The 19956-nt window shown below is 38.9% G+C and carries 14 protein-coding genes; 12 read left to right on the top strand and 2 right to left on the bottom strand.

Annotation, left to right across the window (positions count from 1 at the left end; genetic code table 11):
• The first annotated feature begins 46 nt into the window (after positions 1–46).
• Positions 47–1288 carry an MFS transporter gene (locus SB775_RS17625; protein ID WP_410862501.1) on the top strand — a complete coding sequence of 414 codons (1242 nt, stop codon included), beginning with the start codon at positions 47–49 and terminating at the stop codon, positions 1286–1288.
• A 79-nt stretch (positions 1289–1367) separates the two neighbouring features.
• Here SB775_RS17625 and SB775_RS17620 read toward each other — a convergent pair whose 3' ends face one another.
• On the bottom strand, positions 1368–2237 hold the full coding sequence (locus SB775_RS17620; protein WP_410862500.1) for a helix-turn-helix domain-containing protein: 870 nt from the start codon (positions 2235–2237) through the stop codon (positions 1368–1370).
• Between the two features lie 197 nt (positions 2238–2434).
• Here SB775_RS17620 and SB775_RS17615 point away from each other — a divergent pair, with 197 nt between their 5' ends.
• The 4 genes from SB775_RS17615 to SB775_RS17600 all read left to right on the top strand — a co-directional run bounded on the left by SB775_RS17615 (position 2435) and on the right by SB775_RS17600 (position 7685).
• On the top strand, positions 2435–3940 hold the full coding sequence (locus SB775_RS17615; RefSeq protein WP_410862499.1) for a UxaA family hydrolase: 1506 nt from the start codon (positions 2435–2437) through the stop codon (positions 3938–3940).
• Between the two features lie 44 nt (positions 3941–3984).
• Positions 3985–4998: a zinc-binding alcohol dehydrogenase family protein gene (locus tag SB775_RS17610; RefSeq protein WP_410862498.1), complete on the top strand. Its 1014-nt coding sequence runs from the start codon at positions 3985–3987 to the stop codon at positions 4996–4998.
• An 82-nt stretch (positions 4999–5080) separates the two neighbouring features.
• Positions 5081–6568 (top strand): tagaturonate reductase, encoded by a 1488-nt coding sequence (locus SB775_RS17605; RefSeq protein WP_410862496.1) that lies wholly within the window; start codon positions 5081–5083, stop codon positions 6566–6568.
• 412 nt (positions 6569–6980) lie between these two features.
• Positions 6981–7685, top strand: a complete 705-nt coding sequence (locus SB775_RS17600) for a TerC family protein (RefSeq protein WP_061463437.1) — start codon at positions 6981–6983, stop codon at positions 7683–7685.
• Positions 7686–7936: 251 nt separating this feature from the next.
• Here SB775_RS17600 and SB775_RS17595 read toward each other — a convergent pair whose 3' ends face one another.
• Positions 7937–9418 carry an aldehyde dehydrogenase family protein gene (locus SB775_RS17595; RefSeq protein ID WP_089363397.1) on the bottom strand — a complete coding sequence of 494 codons (1482 nt, stop codon included), beginning with the start codon at positions 9416–9418 and terminating at the stop codon, positions 7937–7939.
• 505 nt (positions 9419–9923) lie between these two features.
• Here SB775_RS17595 and SB775_RS17590 point away from each other — a divergent pair.
• The 7 genes from SB775_RS17590 to SB775_RS17560 all read left to right on the top strand — a co-directional run bounded on the left by SB775_RS17590 (position 9924) and on the right by SB775_RS17560 (position 19813).
• Positions 9924–11750, top strand: a complete 1827-nt coding sequence (locus SB775_RS17590; RefSeq protein WP_410862494.1) for a sigma-54-dependent Fis family transcriptional regulator — start codon at positions 9924–9926, stop codon at positions 11748–11750.
• Between the two features lie 227 nt (positions 11751–11977).
• Entirely contained in the window at positions 11978–13105 is a 1128-nt protein-coding gene (locus SB775_RS17585) for a histidine kinase N-terminal domain-containing protein (RefSeq protein ID WP_089363399.1), read from the top strand.
• Positions 13106–13868: 763 nt separating this feature from the next.
• Positions 13869–15290: an APC family permease gene (locus SB775_RS17580; protein WP_410862564.1), complete on the top strand. Its 1422-nt coding sequence runs from the start codon at positions 13869–13871 to the stop codon at positions 15288–15290.
• A gap of 282 nt (positions 15291–15572) precedes the next feature.
• Positions 15573–16331: a hypothetical protein gene (locus SB775_RS17575; protein WP_155727324.1), complete on the top strand. Its 759-nt coding sequence runs from the start codon at positions 15573–15575 to the stop codon at positions 16329–16331.
• 261 nt (positions 16332–16592) lie between these two features.
• Positions 16593–17594, top strand: coding sequence for a cation diffusion facilitator family transporter (locus SB775_RS17570; protein ID WP_410862492.1), 1002 nt, complete (start codon positions 16593–16595; stop codon positions 17592–17594).
• Positions 17595–17862: 268 nt separating this feature from the next.
• The gene (locus SB775_RS17565; protein WP_410862491.1) at positions 17863–18606 is read left to right on the top strand and encodes a Cof-type HAD-IIB family hydrolase; all 744 of its coding nucleotides are present in this window, start codon (positions 17863–17865) and stop codon (positions 18604–18606) included.
• A gap of 208 nt (positions 18607–18814) precedes the next feature.
• Positions 18815–19813 carry an NAD(P)H-dependent flavin oxidoreductase gene (locus SB775_RS17560; protein WP_089363404.1) on the top strand — a complete coding sequence of 333 codons (999 nt, stop codon included), beginning with the start codon at positions 18815–18817 and terminating at the stop codon, positions 19811–19813.
• The last annotated feature ends 143 nt before the right edge of the window (positions 19814–19956 follow it).

Raw genomic sequence — 19956 nt, 5'->3', positions numbered from 1 at the left:
TCCAAAAATGCTGCTGCATTTATTGAAACGTATAGGGGGGTACTTTATGTTTTCAAATGGTAGAGGAATGGTCATCGTTTTCTTGTTCTTGGCAGGTGTAATAAATTATCTGGACCGATCTGCACTGTCCATTGCAGCTCCGTTCATCCAAGATGATTTATCCTTAACAGCAACACAGATGGGGATTATTTTTAGCAGCTTTTCAGTTGGTTATGCCATATTTAATTTCCTTGGAGGAATGGCGTCCGATAAATGGGGTGCAAAGATCACGCTCTTCGTGGCGATGATCGTTTGGTCTTTATTCAGTGGTGCACTTGTACTTGCTGTCGGTTTTGCAAGTATGATAATCATCCGCATACTGTTTGGGATGGGCGAAGGCCCTCTTTCTTCAACCATCAATAAAATGGTGAATAACTGGTTCCCAGCGAATCAGCGGGCATCTGTCGTTGGTTTGACGAATAGCGGGACGCCGCTTGGTGGCGCGATTGCAGGTCCTATAGTTGGATTTATTGCCATCTCATATGGATGGAGGGTTTCTTTCATTGCCATTATGGTGATTGGCCTGATATGGGCGATTTGCTGGTGGAAGTTCGTTAAAGAAAAACCAGAAGAGTCAAAAGAACAGAAACATACTGGGAAATCTTATGTAGCGGCAACATCGGAAGGAAAGGTGAAATTCACCTTTTATTTAAAACAAAAAACGGTTTTATTTACTGCTCTAGCCTTTTTTTCTTACAATTATATTCTCTTCTTTTTCTTAACTTGGTTCCCAAGCTATTTGGTAGATGCACGCGGCCTAAGTGTAGAAAATATGAGCATCATTACAGTGATTCCTTGGATTTTTGGATTCATCGGACTTGCTTTGGGTGGATTCGTGTCGGATTTCTTCTCTAAAAAATTCGCTCAACAAGGTGTTTTATTCTCGCGTAAGCTCGTGCTTGTAACATGTTTGTTCTTATCGGCGGTATGTATCGGTTTTGCCGGACTTGTATCCACAACGGTCAGTGCGGTAACGCTTGTCGCACTTTCCGTCTTCTTCCTATATTTGACTGGTGCCATTTACTGGGCAATCGTCAACGATGTTGTCGACCCTGGCAATGTTGGATCTGTTGGAGGTTTTATGCATTTCTTGGCAAATACAGCAGGTATCATCGGACCGACGTTAACGGGGTATATTGTCGATACCTCAGGCACATACACAGTTGCATTCTTGCTTGCAGGAGGATTGGCCATCGTTGCATCGCTTGCAGTCATCCGTTTTGTAAGACCGATAGTAAAGCCTGTGTAATAGATTGTTAGAATGGAAGTGTCTCCCAAAGGAAATATCAAGGGAAGACACTTCCATTTTTCATGTTTACTAGGCATGCTTAGCGCATCCGATTTTCTTTTCGAAATGTTGCAGGTGTTTTTTCATTGTATTTTTTAAAGGTGCGAAAAAATTGGGGCATGCTTTCAAAACCACACCTCTCAGCAATATGGGCAATGGTGTGATTCGTTTCCAGCAAAAGTTCCTTTGCCTTGATGATTCTTTTCATATTTAAATATACTATTAATCCAATTCCAGTCGTTTCCTTAAAAACTCTGCTGAAATGAGCGGGACTGACCAAAGCTTTTTGTGCAAGTGTCGTCAAAGTCAATGCTTCATCGATATGTTCATTAATATAAATTAAAATATCTTTGATCCATTCTGAACGATAGCTATTGCCCTCTGGTATATCCACTTTGCCATTTATCCGGGTACGGTATAAATCAAGTATGATTTGATGAACAGTCAGCAAACAAGCATGCCTCGAGCCCATTGATTGGCTAGTGGTTTCTTGCAGGATGAGTTGTAGCTGTTCCTCCATCTTTTCTTGTTTATTTTTCGGCAATGATATTTTATAATTCTTACTCTTTTTTGTCAGGTCAAACAAATGTAAATATGAAAAAGAATCATCAACCATATCTTTATATATCAATGTGGGGCTGAAAAAGATAATGGTGGAGGTAACAGGGTCGTCCATATTGGGTAAAGCCCTATGAATTGTACTATTAGGGATCAGGAATACATCCCCTTGCTGCATATCATAAAACACATCACCAATAAAAAAGGTCCCCTTACCGTTATAAACATAAACAATTTCATAATAGTCATGCATATGATCGGACAATTCATTCTGGGGACTTTTCGTATCCTGATAGACAAAAGAAAATGGGAAGAGTAAATCATGATTTAATATATTATGAATTTTTTTCATTTCGTTCATCTCCTGAAAGTATAATACAACAAGAATGAGTATATTTATAGCAAAATATGCAATTTATATTTCAAAAATTGATGTTAAAATTAAAATGGATTTAAAAATTAAAAAAGTTCAAGCGAAAATGAAAGGGCTTTCGGAATGGATTGGCGTTTGGTTTTGAACGTCTTCACTCATGAAAAGGAGGGGACAAAATGAATAAATTTGTTCAATTGCATTCAAATGATGATGTTGTTATTTCCTTGGAGGAGATTCATAAAGGACAGAGCCTCCATATTGAAACGGAAGACAGGGGAATGATCCATATCAAGGCAAGTGATGACATTCCTAAAGGGCATAAAATGTTAGTGAAACCGATAAAACGAGGGGAGGACGTAATCAAATTCGGCTACTCGATCGGAAAAGCTAAAGAAGATATCTCAATTGGCGATTGGGTTCACACCCATAATCTAGCATCCGGTTTGCATGGTATATTGGATTATTCCTATCAACCTAGCAGTCAACATACAAAAGAGCCAAGTCAAGATCATACCTTCCAAGGATATATCCGTGAAAATGGGGAAGTGGGTATCCGGAATGAAATCTGGATCATCAACACGGTTGGTTGCATCAATAAAACATGCGAAATTCTCGCTAAAATGGGAAATGAGCAGTTTAAGGATCGACAAATCGATGGGATTCATCACTTTTCCCATCCATACGGCTGTTCTCAATTGGGAGATGATTTGACACATACACAGAAACTATTGGCTGCCTTGGCTCAACATCCAAATGCAGCAGGGGTTTTAGTTGTAGGGTTAGGATGTGAGAACAATCAAATCGAAGCATTTAATGAGGTCATAGGCGAATTTCCTCCAAATCGCATAAAATTTTTAAAAGCCCAGGAGGTTCAAGATGAATTAGAGAGCGGCTTACGTTTAATGGGAGAATTAGTGGAATATGCCGAAGGATTCGTACGCAAGCCCGTACCGGTTTCAAAGCTGAAAATAGGCCTGAAATGCGGGGGTTCCGATGGTTTTTCAGGCATTACCGCTAATCCATTGGTTGGTGCGGTTTCCGACCTTATTGTAGAAAATGGCGGGACCACGATATTGACAGAGGTTCCTGAGATGTTTGGAGCGGAAACGATATTGATGAACAGGGCAAGAGATGAAGAAACCTTCAATAAAATCGTTGACCTTATTAATGATTTCAAACAGTATTTCATTCGCCATGATCAGGAAATTTATGAAAACCCTTCACCTGGAAACAAGGAAGGCGGCATTAGTACGCTGGAGGAAAAATCACTTGGGTGCACGCAAAAAGGCGGCCATGCCACTGTAGTGGATGTTAGCCCATATGGTGAAAGGGTAATGAAGCATGGTTTGAATTTAATCAATTCTCCTGGAAATGATTTGATTTCGGTGACGGCTTTGGCAGCAGCAGGTGCACATATCGTTCTGTTCACTACGGGAAGGGGAACACCATTTGGCGGACCGGTGCCAACCGTGAAAATAGCAACGAATTCAGATTTAGCCGATCGTAAAAAACACTGGATTGATTATAATGCAGGGCAGTTGATTGAAGGTCAAAAGATCGAGGAATTAAAAGACGGTTTATTCCAATACATTCTTGAACTTTCATCAGGTAAAAAGAAAACGAATAATGAAAAATTCGGTTATAGGGAGATAAGCATCTTTAAAGAAGGCGTCATTCTCTAACAGGTGTACATATCTATTAAGATACTAAAAAGGAGTGTTATTCAGTGAAAAGTATTGTTTGTGAACAACCTTTTGAATTTAAGATGATCGAGACGAAAAAACCGGTACCAAACTCAGGCGAAGCTTTGGTTCGTGTGCGGCGAATAGGAATTTGCGGTACGGATATTCATGCCTATGGTGGTAATCAACCCTTTTTTAGCTATCCTCGAATACTTGGACATGAATTATCCGGTTATATTGAATCCATACCGGAGAATGAATCAGGGCTGAATGTAGGTGATCAAGTATCGATCATCCCCTATATGGAATGTGGAAAATGCCTGGCTTGCAGAAGTGGGAAAACGAACTGCTGTACGGATATGAAAGTTTTGGGTGTACATGCTGAAGGCGGCATGAGTGAGTGGATGACGGTTCCTTATAATCATTTGGTGAGAACAGAGGGTCTTACACTTGACCAATCCGCAATGATTGAGCCCTTAAGTATAGGGGCTCACGCAGTTAGGCGCGCTGCTATTCAAATAGGGGAATTTGCACTGGTAATTGGAGCTGGTCCAATTGGCTTGGGAGTCATGGCATTCGCTAAAGAACAGGGTGCGAAGGTGATCGCAATGGATGTAAATGATGAACGCCTTGCGTTTGCTGGCCAATGGGCAAATGTCGATTATACGTTGAACGTTTTGGAGAATCCAATGGAGGAATTAGCCCAATTGACAAATGGAGATATGCCAAGCGTGGTATTTGATGCGACAGGTAATGCTAAGTCAATGATGGATTCATTTAAATATCCTGCTCACGGCGGAAGGTTGATTTATGTTGGGTTAGTTAAAGCGGATATTTCCTTTAATGATCCTGAATTCCACAGTAAAGAGCTTACATTAATGGGAAGCCGTAATGCAACAAGGGATGACTTTGATTATGTCGTGAAAACGCTGAAGAATGAAAAGCTGGATATGGGCCAGTATATTACACACCGCACACATTTGGATGAAATGATCAATCAGTTTGAAGGGTGGTTAACTCCTGAAGCCAAAGTGATCAAGGCTATCGTCGAAATTTAAGCATTACGTATGCTGTCATAAGGGCAACCTCTTAAATCGCACTCCGAATTGGATATTTCAATAAGAAAGGTGTTCTTTGATCATGAACATAAATAAATGTCAGCTAAAGAATCTGAGTAAAGCTACAAAAGGTGTCAAATATTCACATATGATGGATTTTCCCATAAAAGTATTGCAGATTGGGGAGGGGAATTTTCTTCGAGGCTTCTTTGATTGGATGATTCATGAATGTAATAAACAAGGTCATTTCATGGGAAGTATTGCAGTTACCCAGCCTCGCCGTGCCGGAAAAGGGAAAATAGAGGAAATGAAGCGGCAAGATGGCCTGTATACATTAATGTTACGTGGTTTTCACCAAGGGGAGAAAATGGAACATTCAGAGATCATTTCCGTTTTTTCGAAGGTAATTGATCCATATGAAGATTGGGTGGAATTTTTAGCGTTATCGGAAAATCCTGAATTGGAATTTGTAGTTTCCAACACGACTGAAGCAGGGCTCAAATACCAGCTGATTCCTTTGGAAGAAGGAAAACCAATTGAATCCTTTCCAGGAAAACTGACTGCTTTTTTGTATCATCGTTATCTGCATTTCAACGGAGATGCGAAAAAAGGACTGATCATGCTGCCTTGCGAGCTTTTAGAGAGAAATGGTGATTCATTGAAGCAATGCGTTCTTAAGCATTGCAGGGATTGGGATTTACCAAAGCCATTCATGAAGTGGGTGGACCGGGACAACCTATTCCTAAACTCGCTTGTAGACCGTATCGTTACAGGTTTCCCAGCCAGTGAGTCGGAAAAACTATTTACGGAATGGGGATATAAGGATACTCTGCTAAATACGGCAGAACCCTACCATTTATGGGCTATTGAAGGTGACCCTTGTATTGAACAACGTCTTCCTTTACAACAAGCAGGCTTAAATGTACGTTGGGTAAAAGATTTAACACCTTATCAAATGCGGAAGGTACGGATTCTTAATGGTTCTCATACCTTGATGGCTCCTTTAGGCATTTTATCTGGAATGGAAGAAGTAAAACAGGCATTCGATCATCCGGAATTCAACCAATTTCTGAGCAATGCCATCGAAAAGGAAATAATTCCATCATTACCTTTTGATCAAAGTGAGATGATGTTATATGGGGAAAGTGTTCTTGAGCGATTTAAGAATCCTTTTGTACATCATCTCCTGGCCGATATTTCGCTGAATAGCATTTCGAAGTTCAAGGTCCGTCTCCTGCCTGCCTTAGAGGAATATCATAAGGCGCGTGGCAGGCTGCCTGACTGTATCGTACGAGGTTTTTCAGGCTTGATCCGATTTTATAAGGTTCACGAAGTGAAGGGGAGTTATATTGGTAAAAGCTTTGCGGGTAAAGTCTACGTCGTTAAAGATGATATAAAGACAATTGAATTTTTCAAGGAACAATGGCTTCGGTATGATAAGGGGGAAATCCCACTTAGACAATTGATAGAGGCTACCTTAAGTAATCAATATCTATGGGGGAAGGATTTGAGCGATATCACGAACCTAGGAAACGAATTATGTCGATATTTGGAAGGGATGATGGACTGAAATTATCGGTTGTTGGTTAGGTAAAGTTCATGAATAACCTTCCAATCTCTTATATTATAGCCCGTCAGCGGTGAATGTTTGCACTTGAAAGATCAGAAAAGTGAAATGAACATATGTTTTCCACAATGAATGTGCACTAACATTCCGTTATTTTTTACTTTATTTTATTTGTATTTTTGGTATAATTGATTAGTGATAAATTTTCTTGGTAGTTTCCTAATGGAAAGATATCAAAAGAATTACATATTCTTTATTCCCGTGAAGGGGAGTAGCGTCAGGGATAACCTGAAATAAAGTCGTCATTACGTGGGAATTCCACCGGCTTTATTGGCCTAATTCATTTAGTGCTTAGCGAGACCTTTGCCATTTATGGCAGAGGTCTCTTTATTTTTGTATAAAGGAGGAAAATGTATTGGATTTTTTATCAGGTGAATTTATTTCAGGACTTTTAGCGATCATTATGATAGATTTGGTTCTTGCTGGTGATAATGCGATCCTTATTGGATTGGCTGCAAGAAAGCTTCCAAAAGATCAGCAAAAAAAGGTGATAATATGGGGAGCGGTCGGGGCAATCGTGATAAGGATCATTGCAACGCTGCTGGTTGTCGTAATCTTAAAGGTGCCTGGACTGCATTTAATAGGGGGATTACTTCTGGTATGGATCGCTTATAAGCTCCTTATCGATGAAGAAGAACACGATTTGAAGCCTGCAGACTCCATGTGGGCTGCCATAAAAACCATTATTATTGCAGATGCTTTGATGGGATTGGATAATGTCCTAGCGGTTGCAGGAGCTTCTCATGGTAATTTCACTTTAGTGGTAATCGGTTTACTTGTATCCATTCCAGTAGTGATGTATGGAAGTACTTTGATCTTGAAACTGATTGAACGGTTCCCATTCATCATAATAATTGGTGCTGGAATTCTAGGCTGGACAGCTTCTAAAATGATTGTAGCTGAACCGTTCATGCACGACTACTTTGTCAATCCCTTCATCAAATATGGATTTGAAGCAATTGTCGTGATTGGAATCCTGGTTGCTGGAACTTCAAGACAGCAAAAGATAGAAAAAGAGAAAGCAAACAGCGATAAAATGCAAATTGAACGTAATGGATAATGGGGACCAAGAGACCTTTCGCAAATGAAAGGTCTCATCTTTTTGTCTAAGCCCGAATTGATATAAGTTACCAAAACAAGGAAAGGGTGTACCAAAGTACTGACTTTGGTACACCCTTTTGCAACTATTTAAGGAAACGATGATATCTTAATGCATGAAAAGAATATGATTAATCTTAAAAATTCCAGCTGCATTCCGATCACTATATCTATCTGGGCCAATCGATCCCTGTTTGATAAAGTGCGTATTTATTAGTTTAAGTTAATCCATACACTTTTAACTTCCGTATAATTATCCAATGCATAACTGCCCATTTCCCGACCGATTCCACTTTGTTTATAACCGCCAAATGGAGATGCTGCATCAAAGGCATTATAGCAGTTTACCCATACTGTACCTGCTTTTAATTCATTGGCCACATAATGGGCTTTTTTTACATCTTGTGTCCATAAACCAGCAGCCAATCCATATTCAGAGTTATTTGCACGGTTTATCACATCGTCCAAATCGTCAAAAGGCATGGCAGCTACAACAGGACCGAAAATTTCTTCTTTAGCGATTGTCATTTCATCTTCAACACCAGCAAATATTGTAGGTGCTACAAAATAACCCTCTCCTTGTCCGTAATTGCCCCCTGTAACCACTTCAGCTCCTTCAGATTTCCCTTTTTCGATATAACTGCCCACTCTTTCCAATTGTTCACTGGATACCAAAGGCCCTATCTGGGTAGATGGATCAAGACCGGCCCCTTGTTTAATATTTTTTGCGTGGGACACTAAGTCAGCTACTACGTTATCATAGGATTTCTTCTGAATGTACAGGCGGGAACCGGCACAGCAAACTTGTCCTTGATTAAACATGATGCCCATTAAAGCACCAGGAATGGCTTTACTCATATCTGCATCCGGTAATATGATATTAGGTGATTTCCCGCCTAATTCCAACGAGATTTTTTTCACGGTACCCGATGCTTGGCGCATGATCATTTTCCCTACTGAGGTTGAACCTGTAAACGCAATTTTATCGACATCAGGATGGTCTACAAGCGGTGATCCTGCTGTTTCACCAAATCCAGGTATCACATTAAGTACGCCAGGAGGAAAACCTGCTTCAAGCGCCAATTGCCCTAAATATAATGCTGAAAGCGGCGTTTGCTCCGCTGGTTTTAAAACGATCGTACATCCGGTTGCGAGGGCTGCACCTAATTTCCATGCTGCCATAAGTAGAGGGAAATTCCAAGGGATGATCTGTCCTACCACTCCAACTGCTTCATGACGGGTATAATTAAAGTAATTCCCTGCAACAGGTATTGTTTGACCTACTATTTTAGTGGTCCATCCAGCGTAATAACGGAAGTGTTCGATTGCAAGTGGGACGTCTGCATTTGTGGTTTCGCCAATTGGCTTACCATTATCCAGGGTATCTAATTGTGCCAATGCCTCTTTATGATCCTCCATAAGATCAGCTAATTTATAAATGAGGCGACTGCGTTCCGCTGCACTCATTTTTTTCCAAGGACCGTTGTCGAAAGCCTTACGGGCTGCTTTGACTGCTTTATCTACATCTTCCGGACCTGCTTCACTCACGACCGCTAAAACCTTGCCGTTTGAAGGATCGAGGGTCTCAAAGGTTTTTCCTGAAGCAGCTTCCACCAATTCCCCATTAATCAAAAGCTTTTTAGTGCCCTTCAAGAATTCTTGCACTCGCGGATTAAGTTTAATAGTTTGTTCCATGTATAATACCCCTTTTCAAAGTAAAGTTTGATCATGTAAATCTGTTCGGAAATGGCGTTGTCTAAGTAAAATGTTTATGTCTTCAATTTATCTTTGGCTAGTCTGTGGCATGCATGAATTTCTTTAGTCATTGGAATCTAAGGCTCTTATTTTTGGAATTATTTCCCTCCTTATCAAAAAGGAATCAATTTCTTGTCATGTAATTATGCAAGTCATATGCCAATAACAAAAAAACAATGAAATCAATTGAAGTGGAGCGAAGGAAGGTATATAACTGTTCCAATATGGAACAGTTATGTGTTCCAAAATGGAACAAAAAAGTATAATATTTGGCATAACTCAGTTTTCGTTTTGGTTAATATCTGAATTTTCTGTTATGATTAAATTATATGGATGAACCTTTAATGCTCTGAAACTGAAGAGTGCTTATAGTGACCTTAATGAAAAATTGAATCAAAATAACCGTTGCCGTTTATTGAATTTTACATATGGGAGGACTTATTCAATGTCTGTTAATATTAACGCAGGTAAAGAAACCATTCCGGCATTTATTCAAGAATCTTGGAAGCGGTGCCATTCAAAAGGTCTTCAGCCAAGCATGATGGATAAGGAAGATATGCTTGGCGAATTTGAGTTGGCTGAATATCACGATCAATACGCAGAACTCTTGTACCACTCTTCCCCCCTTTTAGAAGAAGTCTATAGTTCGATCAATGGCCTGGAGTCGATTTTATTACTTGCTGCTCCTGAAGGATATATCATCGAAACAGTTGGCGATCCAGCCTTCATACGGCATGCAGATAACGTTTCCCTCAGAAAAGGGGCCAATTGGCTAGAGGAAACAAAAGGGACAAATGCAATCGGAACGGCCATAGTAGAGAAAAAACCTGTATTGATTCACGGCAATCAACACTTTCATCAGGATAACCATTTCCTTACTTGTGCCGCTTCCCCCATTTATCACCCTGATGGGCATCTACTAGGTGTTTTGAACTTAAGCAGTCATCAACAGAATTATCATCCTTTTTCCATTAGTTTAGTTCAGAGGGTGGCTGATAGTATCAAACAGGCACTCCAATTGTCCCATACTCAGAAAAGGGAGAAAAACCTTTATTTTATATATGATCAATACCCTGATCCTCTAATTACCATCGATAAAGAGGGCAAAGTTACAAATCTCAATATTGCGGCGTCAAATATTATTGGCACATTGAAAAAACCGATATCGAATATAATATCAGGATTAGACCCACTTGTTTTAGGAAAAAGGATTTCAATAAAAGACCAGGAATTCGCAGTTCAAACCCTTGGTGAAAACATGGAACATCAATCCTCCGTGATCCTACGGTTAAAAAAACAAAAATTGAATAATGGTTTAACTAATCGATATCAATTTACCGATATGATCAGTAATGATCCACAAATGAATCAAACCATATCCATTGCTAAAAGAGCTGCAATGCTTGATATCAGCATACTAATTACTGGAGAAAGTGGAACGGGAAAAGAGCTGTTCGCTCAATCCATTCATGGGGCTAGCTTAAGAAGTGATAAACCGTTCATCGCGATCAACTGCAGCGCAATACCCGAAAACTTATTGGAAAGTGAGTTATTCGGGTATGAAAAGGGTGCCTATACTGGCGCAAAAAGCGGCGGACATAAGGGGAAATTCGAAGCTGCTGATGGCGGAACCCTGTTTTTGGATGAAATCGGGGACATGCCGCTTTCAGCTCAAGCGACTCTGCTTCGCGTGCTTCAGGAACGATGTGTGACGCGTGTCGGCGGACATGCTTCCATTCCAATCGATGTAAGGATCATTGCCGCCACCAACAAAGACTTACAAAAAGAAATGGAAGCGGGAGAATTCCGTGCCGATCTGTTTTTCCGACTGTGTGGATTATCATTAAAACTTCCAAATTTAAGGAGTCGTAAAGATTTATTACTGTTAGCAGAATACATTTTAGCTGAAATACCTTATAAGAATGAAAATACCGAACTAACGGACGATGCTAAATCATTCATTTTGGAATATTCTTGGCCAGGAAATTTCCGCGAATTACAAAACGTGCTCGGCCAGGCTGTATTCCTAGCTGATAATGGTCCGATTACAAGGGGCACGCTCAGGGCACTTTGCCCTGTTTCAACTACACTGGAAAAAAGGGCAGATGCCGATCGGGAACCAAGAAACTTTCAAGAACATGAAACCCAACTTATTAGAAAAGCGTTGGAAAGAACAAATGGAAATATTAGTACCGCCGCAAAACAACTTGACATCGGCCGAAATACACTTTATAGAAAAATGGGAAAGTACGGAATTGCCTTTCAAAAGTAAGAGTTTCATAGGATTATAAAAAGCGGGAATAAAGTGGTTCCCTTTTATTGCCATTTCCTGCTCCCGCCTGATTTGTGGTTCTTTGTTATTGCAAGCACTACCAAAACAAGTTACATTTCAACCTCAAAAACAATAATTTATGAAGTGCAGAAAATCAAAATCTCATATAGAATGATGTTATTGATATAGTATCTAAAATTCCGCAAGGGGATGTGGTGGTCAAAAGTATGGAATTGTCATTTGAACATATGAAGTATAAAAATGTATTGATTCAATATCTGGAAGAAAATGAATCTTTGTTTTTAAATGAATGGAACAAGACCATTAAAATCGATGAAATAGACCCCTACAAAGAAAGAATTAAAGAAAATGGATATGGCATGTACTCGCTGGTCATCCAAACGTTTAAGGAGGCATTGTTTGAAGATGTGTTGATTAAATTAGCTTACCAGGTTGCGAAAGAACGCCTTGAAGCCAATATCAACATCGGGGACTTTCTATATAATATTAATTTAGGGCGAAATATCATAATCAGGAATGTTTTTGGTGCCAATATCCCCATTTATTATATGCAGAAATTCATTAATGAAATCAATTTGCACTTTGATACGTTCAGCTATCATGCCGTAACGAGATATACGAATCTTACAAATGAAGTGATTGAGGAAAAAAAGTCTTATATCAGTGAAAACCATAAAGATAAATTAGCGGTACTGGGACAGATATCATCAAGCTTTGTACATGAGTTCCGAAACCCGCTTACAGCTATCATGGGGTTCAATAAATTATTGAAGAGGGAGAATCCAGGCTTAAAGTATTTGGATATCATTGATTATGAATTAAATCAGTTGAATTTCAGGATAACCCAATTCCTGCACACCTCTAAATCTGATTTTAATGAGGAACAACGAGAAGAAATTTCCGTGTTAAAGTTAATTGAAGAAATACAAGAACTGACATACGCGAATATTGTGGATGCCAGCGTAAATGTGGAATTAGATATTTATCCAAACTTAGTCATGACAGCGAACAAGGATGGGTTGAAACAAGTGTTCTTGAATCTTTTTATAAATTCCATTGATGCATTAAAGGATAAGGAACACCCTAGAATTTTGAAGATAGACTCTTTAATTGAGGCGAATGAGAAAATAATTCGAATTTCCAATAATGGACCGGCCATTGCCAGTGAATTGATCGAATCAATTTTTGAGCCCTTTGTCACAACAAAAGAGTTAGGAACGGGAATTGGATTATATGTATGTAAAAAGATCATTGAAAGGAATGATGGGTATATGAATTGTGTCTCTAATGAAAATTTAACCACATTCAGCATCCATTTCCCAGATTTGTCATAATTCAATAGTGTTTGATTATGTTTTTATTTTTTTCATATATACATTTACCTGCAATAAGTTTTTTTGAACTTGTGATTGGTGTAACGACCGAACGTTTACACGTTCCGGATGAGTACTGGAAAATACTTATATGGTACTTAATTCGAAACACAAATGCCCTTATCTAATTACTTTTAATAATAAGGTTCTTCTATTTCTATTATTTTTTAATACATAATCTATAATTATATCGTTAAATACGAAAAGAGCTGTAATCACCAATTATGAAAATATCATTATAAATTAAGTGGAAAATGCCTACATTCTCTAAACTTTGAGTGTAGGCTTCTTTTTTTCTAGATATCATTAATTATTAGAAATTTTTAATTTTTTTAGGAAAAAATATGTGATTCGTTTGTGAATTAAAAAGTAAGAATAATTAATAAATGATTCGTTTTTTTTCTTTTCGATTCAGTAATGAATCGAATCTATGGATATGAACAATCCAAATCCTTATAAACTAATAAACATTTTTTGGCATGGATATTGCTACTATAAATATGATTACAAATTTTTAGTAAGAGGGGATGTTTATTGAGAAAGAGAGTCAGGTATAGATGAATTTGGTGGAATCAGATACATAACCAATTATTCTTTAAAGTCAGCAATTTCATGTGAAATGTCCATAAGTTCTATACATATCGACCAAATGTTTTTTTATTACTTCTTTGATAAAGGTTCTCAAGTTTTTGTTTTGTTCTGCAGTCTTTCAAGAAAGGGATGGATCACCATTAAAGAAACTAAAAGTCTAAATAAAGTTCTTTCTAAGGTAGATATATTATTTTTGGCATTCGGGGCCATGATTGGTTGGGGTTGGGTAGTATTATCAGGTACTTGGATTGAATCAGCAGGTACACTTGGAGCGATGATAGCATTTTTAATAGGTGGAGTATTGGTCACTTTTGTAGGACTGACCTATGCAGAATTAGCTTCAGCCATGCCCGCTGCTGGAGGTGCCCTATCTTATGTATTAAGGGGCGTCGGTCCTAAAGCTGCATTTGTAGCATCATGGGCCCTCGCATTAGGTTATATATCTGTGGTTGCTTTTGAAGCGGTTGCTTTGCCAACTGTCATTGAATATGTATTTCCAAATTATAAGGTAGGACTCATGTATTCTATTACTGGATATGATGTGTATTTAACATGGGTGCTTGTTGGGGTAATAGGTTCCATATTAGTTACACTGATTAATTATTTTGGTGTGAAATCGGCAGCCATTCTCCAAATGGTTTTAACCATCGTAATAGGTCTCATTGGTTTAATGTTAATCTTTGGAGCTGGATTCACTAGTGATTTGGGAGATGCGAAACCACTATTTTTGGATGGCACAGTAGGAATCATAACTGTACTGATCATGACTCCATTCATGTTTGTGGGTTTTGATGTAATACCTCAAACAGCTGAAGAAATGAATGTTGAGCCGAAGTTAATTGGGAAAATTCTTATATTTTCAGTAAGTCTTGCCGTTATCTGGTATATTGCCATTATATACGCGGTAGGAGTATCTTTAGATAAAAGTATATTAGCAATTTCCGTTTTACCAACGGCAGATGCAATGGCCAAAGTCTATGGATCGAGCATTTTTGCAACCATCTTGATTATAGGTGGTGTTGCAGGTATTTTGACGAGCTGGAATGCATTTATCATTGGCGGCAGCCGAGTTCTCTATTCAATGGCGGAAAAAAAGATGATTCCAGCTTGGTTTGGTAAATTACATCCGAAAACAAATACGCCTACTAATGCTGTTTTGTTTATAGGTGCTTTATCCATGATTAGTCCATTATTAGGGAGACCTATGTTAGTTTGGTTGGTGGATGCTGGCGGACTGGCTATTGTATTGGCATATTTATTCGTAGCTATCGCATTTGTTCAATTGAGAAAAAATGCTCCTGAGATGGTAAGACCTTTCCGTGCTGGAAAATCAAATATTGTGGGCTGGATCGCGTTGATTCTTAGCATAGGATTTATTGCCTTATACTTACCAGGTATGCCAGCGGCTTTAATTTGGCCTTATGAATGGCTGATTTTTGCAGGCTGGTGGGCAATTGGTTTTCTCCTCATGTTTAAAATGAGAAAAAATTATAGTTCTGGAGAAATGAAGTACAACGCAGCCCATTTGCCAATGGATGAGGTAAAAGAAGGGTGAAAGGAAAGAATTGATCTGAGCCACTTTTGGCGAACCATATGCCATAAAGATGGATTATTCTTATTAAAGGGCTGCTCTTAGTGAGCAGCCTTTTTCGCTAGGTCCAAAAGGATGGTAATTATACCGAAGAAAAACTTGTTGGAAATTTGGATATAAACGGTTTTCTATCACTTCATTTCTGGCTGATTTTCAGTGCAGACGGTGATTATGATACTCATTCATTTGCAACTTTGAAATCCTTTGCTAGAATATAATCTATAGAAAAGATTAGGAGTGGTTACTGTGGCTGAAACTCCAGCTGAAGATTTGATTCATTATATCGCACCAAAAGGAGAGTATATCCCTTTTTTAGATGATACAGACTATATCGCTAAAGGATTGGAATGGAAATTATTCACTGCCCGTTCGGTAAAAAGGGAACTATTATATAAAAGCGGTAGCTTTCAAGGAAAAGTCAAATTAGCAGGGTATGAACAATATGGCAACGGTCTTGACACGGTAGTCGTTGAATTTGAAAATGGTAAGCTTAGTTGCATTCACCCTTCCTATTTAAAGGAAATGCAAAGTTCCAGTTTCGGAAAAGAGTTGTTGAGTGGACCGGTTTCCGAAACATCCGCAGTACCAAGTGAAAAGGAACAGGTGATAGATGCTCCAATAACGGAAACTTCCGATCAGCTAAGTGAAGAACCAAAAAAGGCAAAAACCAAAAGTAAAAGGACGACAGCAAAACCTAAATTGGAGTTACCTGGAGAAAAAGTTCATTTCACTGCAACCGTCAAGGAGTTCACGGCGAAAATGAACCATTTCACTGGTGAAGAAGATGAAGTCATACTCTTGGAGAATGTCAAAGTGACAACGGAACCCGAACTTACAATCGGTGATGCATGGTGTGGATATAGCAAGACATTAAAAAAAGCTGAGCTCGAAGAAGGGGACGAAATCGAATTTGATGGAAAAGTGGTCGATAAAAAATACAATAAAGAAATACGATATAAAGTAAATAATCCATCAAAGTTAGTGAAAAAGGGGATGGACGCTTAAAATGCATGAAGTTATACAAAAAAGGGAGTAAGCCGCTGCTGACTCCCTTTTTTGTATGCATATCTCATTGCATTATCAGTTTCAAATAGGTTTTTGTGTTCTGGAATATATTCGTGTGTGGTAGGTACAACATGTAAACACCAAAGTGATGCCAGATCATTCTCCATTCGTATCGTTCGGGGTTTTTCCCTTTTGTGGTTTCATATATTCCAGTGTTGGGGATAATACATTAAGATAATTGAAAAGATGGGGGGCATTTATTTGAAAGAGTTATTTCAGTTATTAAAACAGGGTAATAAATCGGCGTTCATTGCTGCCTGTGTGAATAGTATCGTCGCTGTACTTAAGGGGATTGCTTATTTCATGACAGGGAATGTAGCTATGTTTGCTGAAACATTACATACTTTGGGTGATGCTGCGAATCAGTTTTTCGTCTTCATTGGTTCAGCACTAAGTAAAAAGTCACCAACTGATAGATTCCCCGATGGCTTTGGGCGTTTAGTAAACCTCGTATTATTAGGTGCGGTATTGGTTGTAGGGATCATGTCTTATGAAACGATTAAAGAAGGGTTTCATCACATATTCCACCCTGTAGAATCAACTGGAATCATTATTAATTTGTCCATCCTTTCCTTAGCGGTTGTGTTGGAATCATATGTTTTATTTAAAGCTATGAAAGAAGTGTTGCATGAGACCGGAATTGAAGCAAAAGGAGCAGCCGTCATCTTTAAGAGTTTTAATGGTTTAAAACGGGCAAAACCAGCTACGAAATTAGTATTCATGGAAGATATGGTGGCAACTGGGGGTGGGGTGCTTGCGATAATTGCCATTTTATTGGCAAACTTCACGCCCTTCATTCAAGCGGAAGGTGTCGCTTCTGTCATGATTGGTCTCGGTATGTTCTATGTAGTTGGAAGGGTGTTCCTTGACAATGCTGCGGGTGCTCTTGGGGAAGCGGATATAGAAATGCGTCAAAAGATTGGAACTTTGGTAATGGATGACCCAGATGTAAGAGATATACAGAAACTGGCAGTATTAAAAGAAGGGGAAGACTTTCATGTAGAACTTGAAGTGGAACTTGATCCCAATATTTCAATTGCCCAGGCTGATGACATTAAAGACCGGCTGTTTGATGAGATATTCAAGGAAAGAGGTGTAACGGATGTCATTATAGAATTTGATGAAAATGATGGTGTCCCAAAATGGGAAGGTCAGATTGAAAAGGAATCGAATGAAATGGAAAAAGAAAAGGAAAGGGAGTAGCAGGTGATTGACTGGTAAAATATAAAGTGTCGGATTAGGATATATATGATTGATTAGTATCAGTGGAACCTGATGAAAAAGGTCACAAAAATTTTTGTGACCTTTTTCAAATCCAAAAACATCAAGGTTTGATATCTCAATTTGAAAATGGAGAAATCACAACCTTCCTTCAAAGGAATCTCTGTTCAATTCTTCACGTTCTTTCCTTACGTAAGCAAAATAAGCTATCATGGACTTAGATACATAAAGAAGGATTAAGAAAGGGTGAATGAGAATGAAGAAACCAGATATTAAATTAGTTGCACTTGACATGGATGGCACGCTTCTGAATATCGCAGGAGCGATTTCTGAAGAAAACCGGAGAGCGATTAAAGAAGCTGAAAATCAAGGGGTTTTTGTTGTATTGAGCACAGGAAGATCCTATGCGACATGCAGTGATTTCGCAAAGTCAATGGAACTCCGCTCATACCTCATAACGGTAAACGGAAGTGAAATTTACGATAATCAAGGAAAACTGGTGGAAAGGAATACCGTTGATAGTGAGTCCATACAATGGATGTGGGAATTAAGCCAAAAACATGGCACACATTTTTGGGCAATAAGTTGCGATAATATTTATAGGGCTGAAATGCCTGAAAAAATCCATGATTCGCAATGGCTTAAATTCGGTTTTGATACAAATGATGAAGCCACCCGCCAAATCATCATGGATGAACTGATATCAAAAGGAAACTTTGAAATAAGCAATTCAAGTCCAACGAATATTGAAGTGAATGCCATGGGCGTCAATAAAGCGAAAGCTATAGAGCTTGTTTGTTCATTGCTCGATATTACTATGAATAATGTTATGGCGGTAGGAGACAGCCTTAATGACCTTGCCATGATTTCTGAAGCAAAAGTGGGAGTTGCAATGGGTAATGCCCAAGAAATTGTGAAAGAAAAAGCAGATTGGGTTACAGCAACAAATGAAGAAGACGGTGTGGCCAAAGCCATTCGTAAATGGGTGCTTTAAACTAATCGAAACGGTATATGGGACGTTTTTGAACTGCCCCGTAAATGTTAGACACAAACTAACATTTACGGGGTGTTTTTTATTGAAATGGCCTGAACGATATGAAAATTAGCTCTGAATTAATTTCTTGAAAATTGTGTATTTTAGAAGTAAGATAATCTAGTAGTGTTATATTTTGGTAATGTATTAAAAATGGGAGGTTTCATAGATGAGAAGAAGTTTGCCTGAACATTGGTGGAATCAATTATCTTTACCAGTTATCTCAGCACCCATGTTTTTAATATCTGGTCCTGAGTTAGTGAAAGAATGCTGTTTAAATGGGGTGATTGGCTCATTTCCAGCGCCAAATGCGCGGCCGATAGAGGTACTGGATCAATGGATGGGTGACATAAACGACACACTGATTGCTGCAAGGGCTAAAAAACCAGACAGCAAGATTGCTCCATGGGCAATGAATATGGTTGTCCACCGTACATATAGCCGTCTTGAAGAAGAGCTGGAACTGGTCAAAAAGCATCAGCCTCCCGTCATCATTACATCATTAGGTTCACCAAAACACGTAGTGGATGTCGTACATAGTTATGGTGGTTTGGTCTTTTCAGATGTAAGCAGTGTGGAATTTGCAAAAAAAGCAGCTGAGTCAGGTGTGGACGGATTGATCTTAGTTGCTTCTGGAGCCGGTGGTCATGCGGGTGAGATAAATAGTTTTGCTTTCGTTGACAGCGTAAGGACATTCTGGGACGGAATCATTTTGCTTGCCGGGTCCATTAGTACTGGTCACAGTATCTTGGCAGCTCAGGCTGCGGGAGCAGATCTTGCTTATATGGGTACACGTTTTATCGTGGCAAAAGAGAGCAGGGCAAATGATGAATATCGTGAAATGCTTGTCGATTCTGATCATGATGACATCATCTTGACTGATGCATTTTCCGGCGTTAATTGTAATATGCTGAAACCGAGCATAAGAAAGGAAGGCATGGACCCAGATCAATTAGCAAAAAAAGATAAGGTCGATTTTGACAGCATGTCCAAGTCATCTGAGTCTAAAGCGTGGCGGGATATTTGGTCGGCAGGTCATGGTGTAGGGGCAATAAAAAAAATAGATACCGCTGCCGGCATCATCAAACAATTAGAAAGAGAGTATCATGAATCTTTAGAGACTTTGACCGGGCAGGCGGAAAAATTAAAAGGCATTATATCCAAATGATATGAAAGCGCTTCAATAATTATGCAAATATAGTTTATTTTCACGTAAAAAAGGGTATCCATAAGGGGAGGGCACTGAAAAAGTCCCTTCCGGGCCAATAGAGGTAGATTTTCTCAGTTTATTCTGAGGAAATCTACCTTTTT

Source organism: Peribacillus sp. SIMBA_075 (assembly GCF_046534585.1).
The sequence above is the reverse complement of the archived record's forward strand: the minus strand, read 5'-3'. Positions and strand labels throughout refer to the sequence as shown.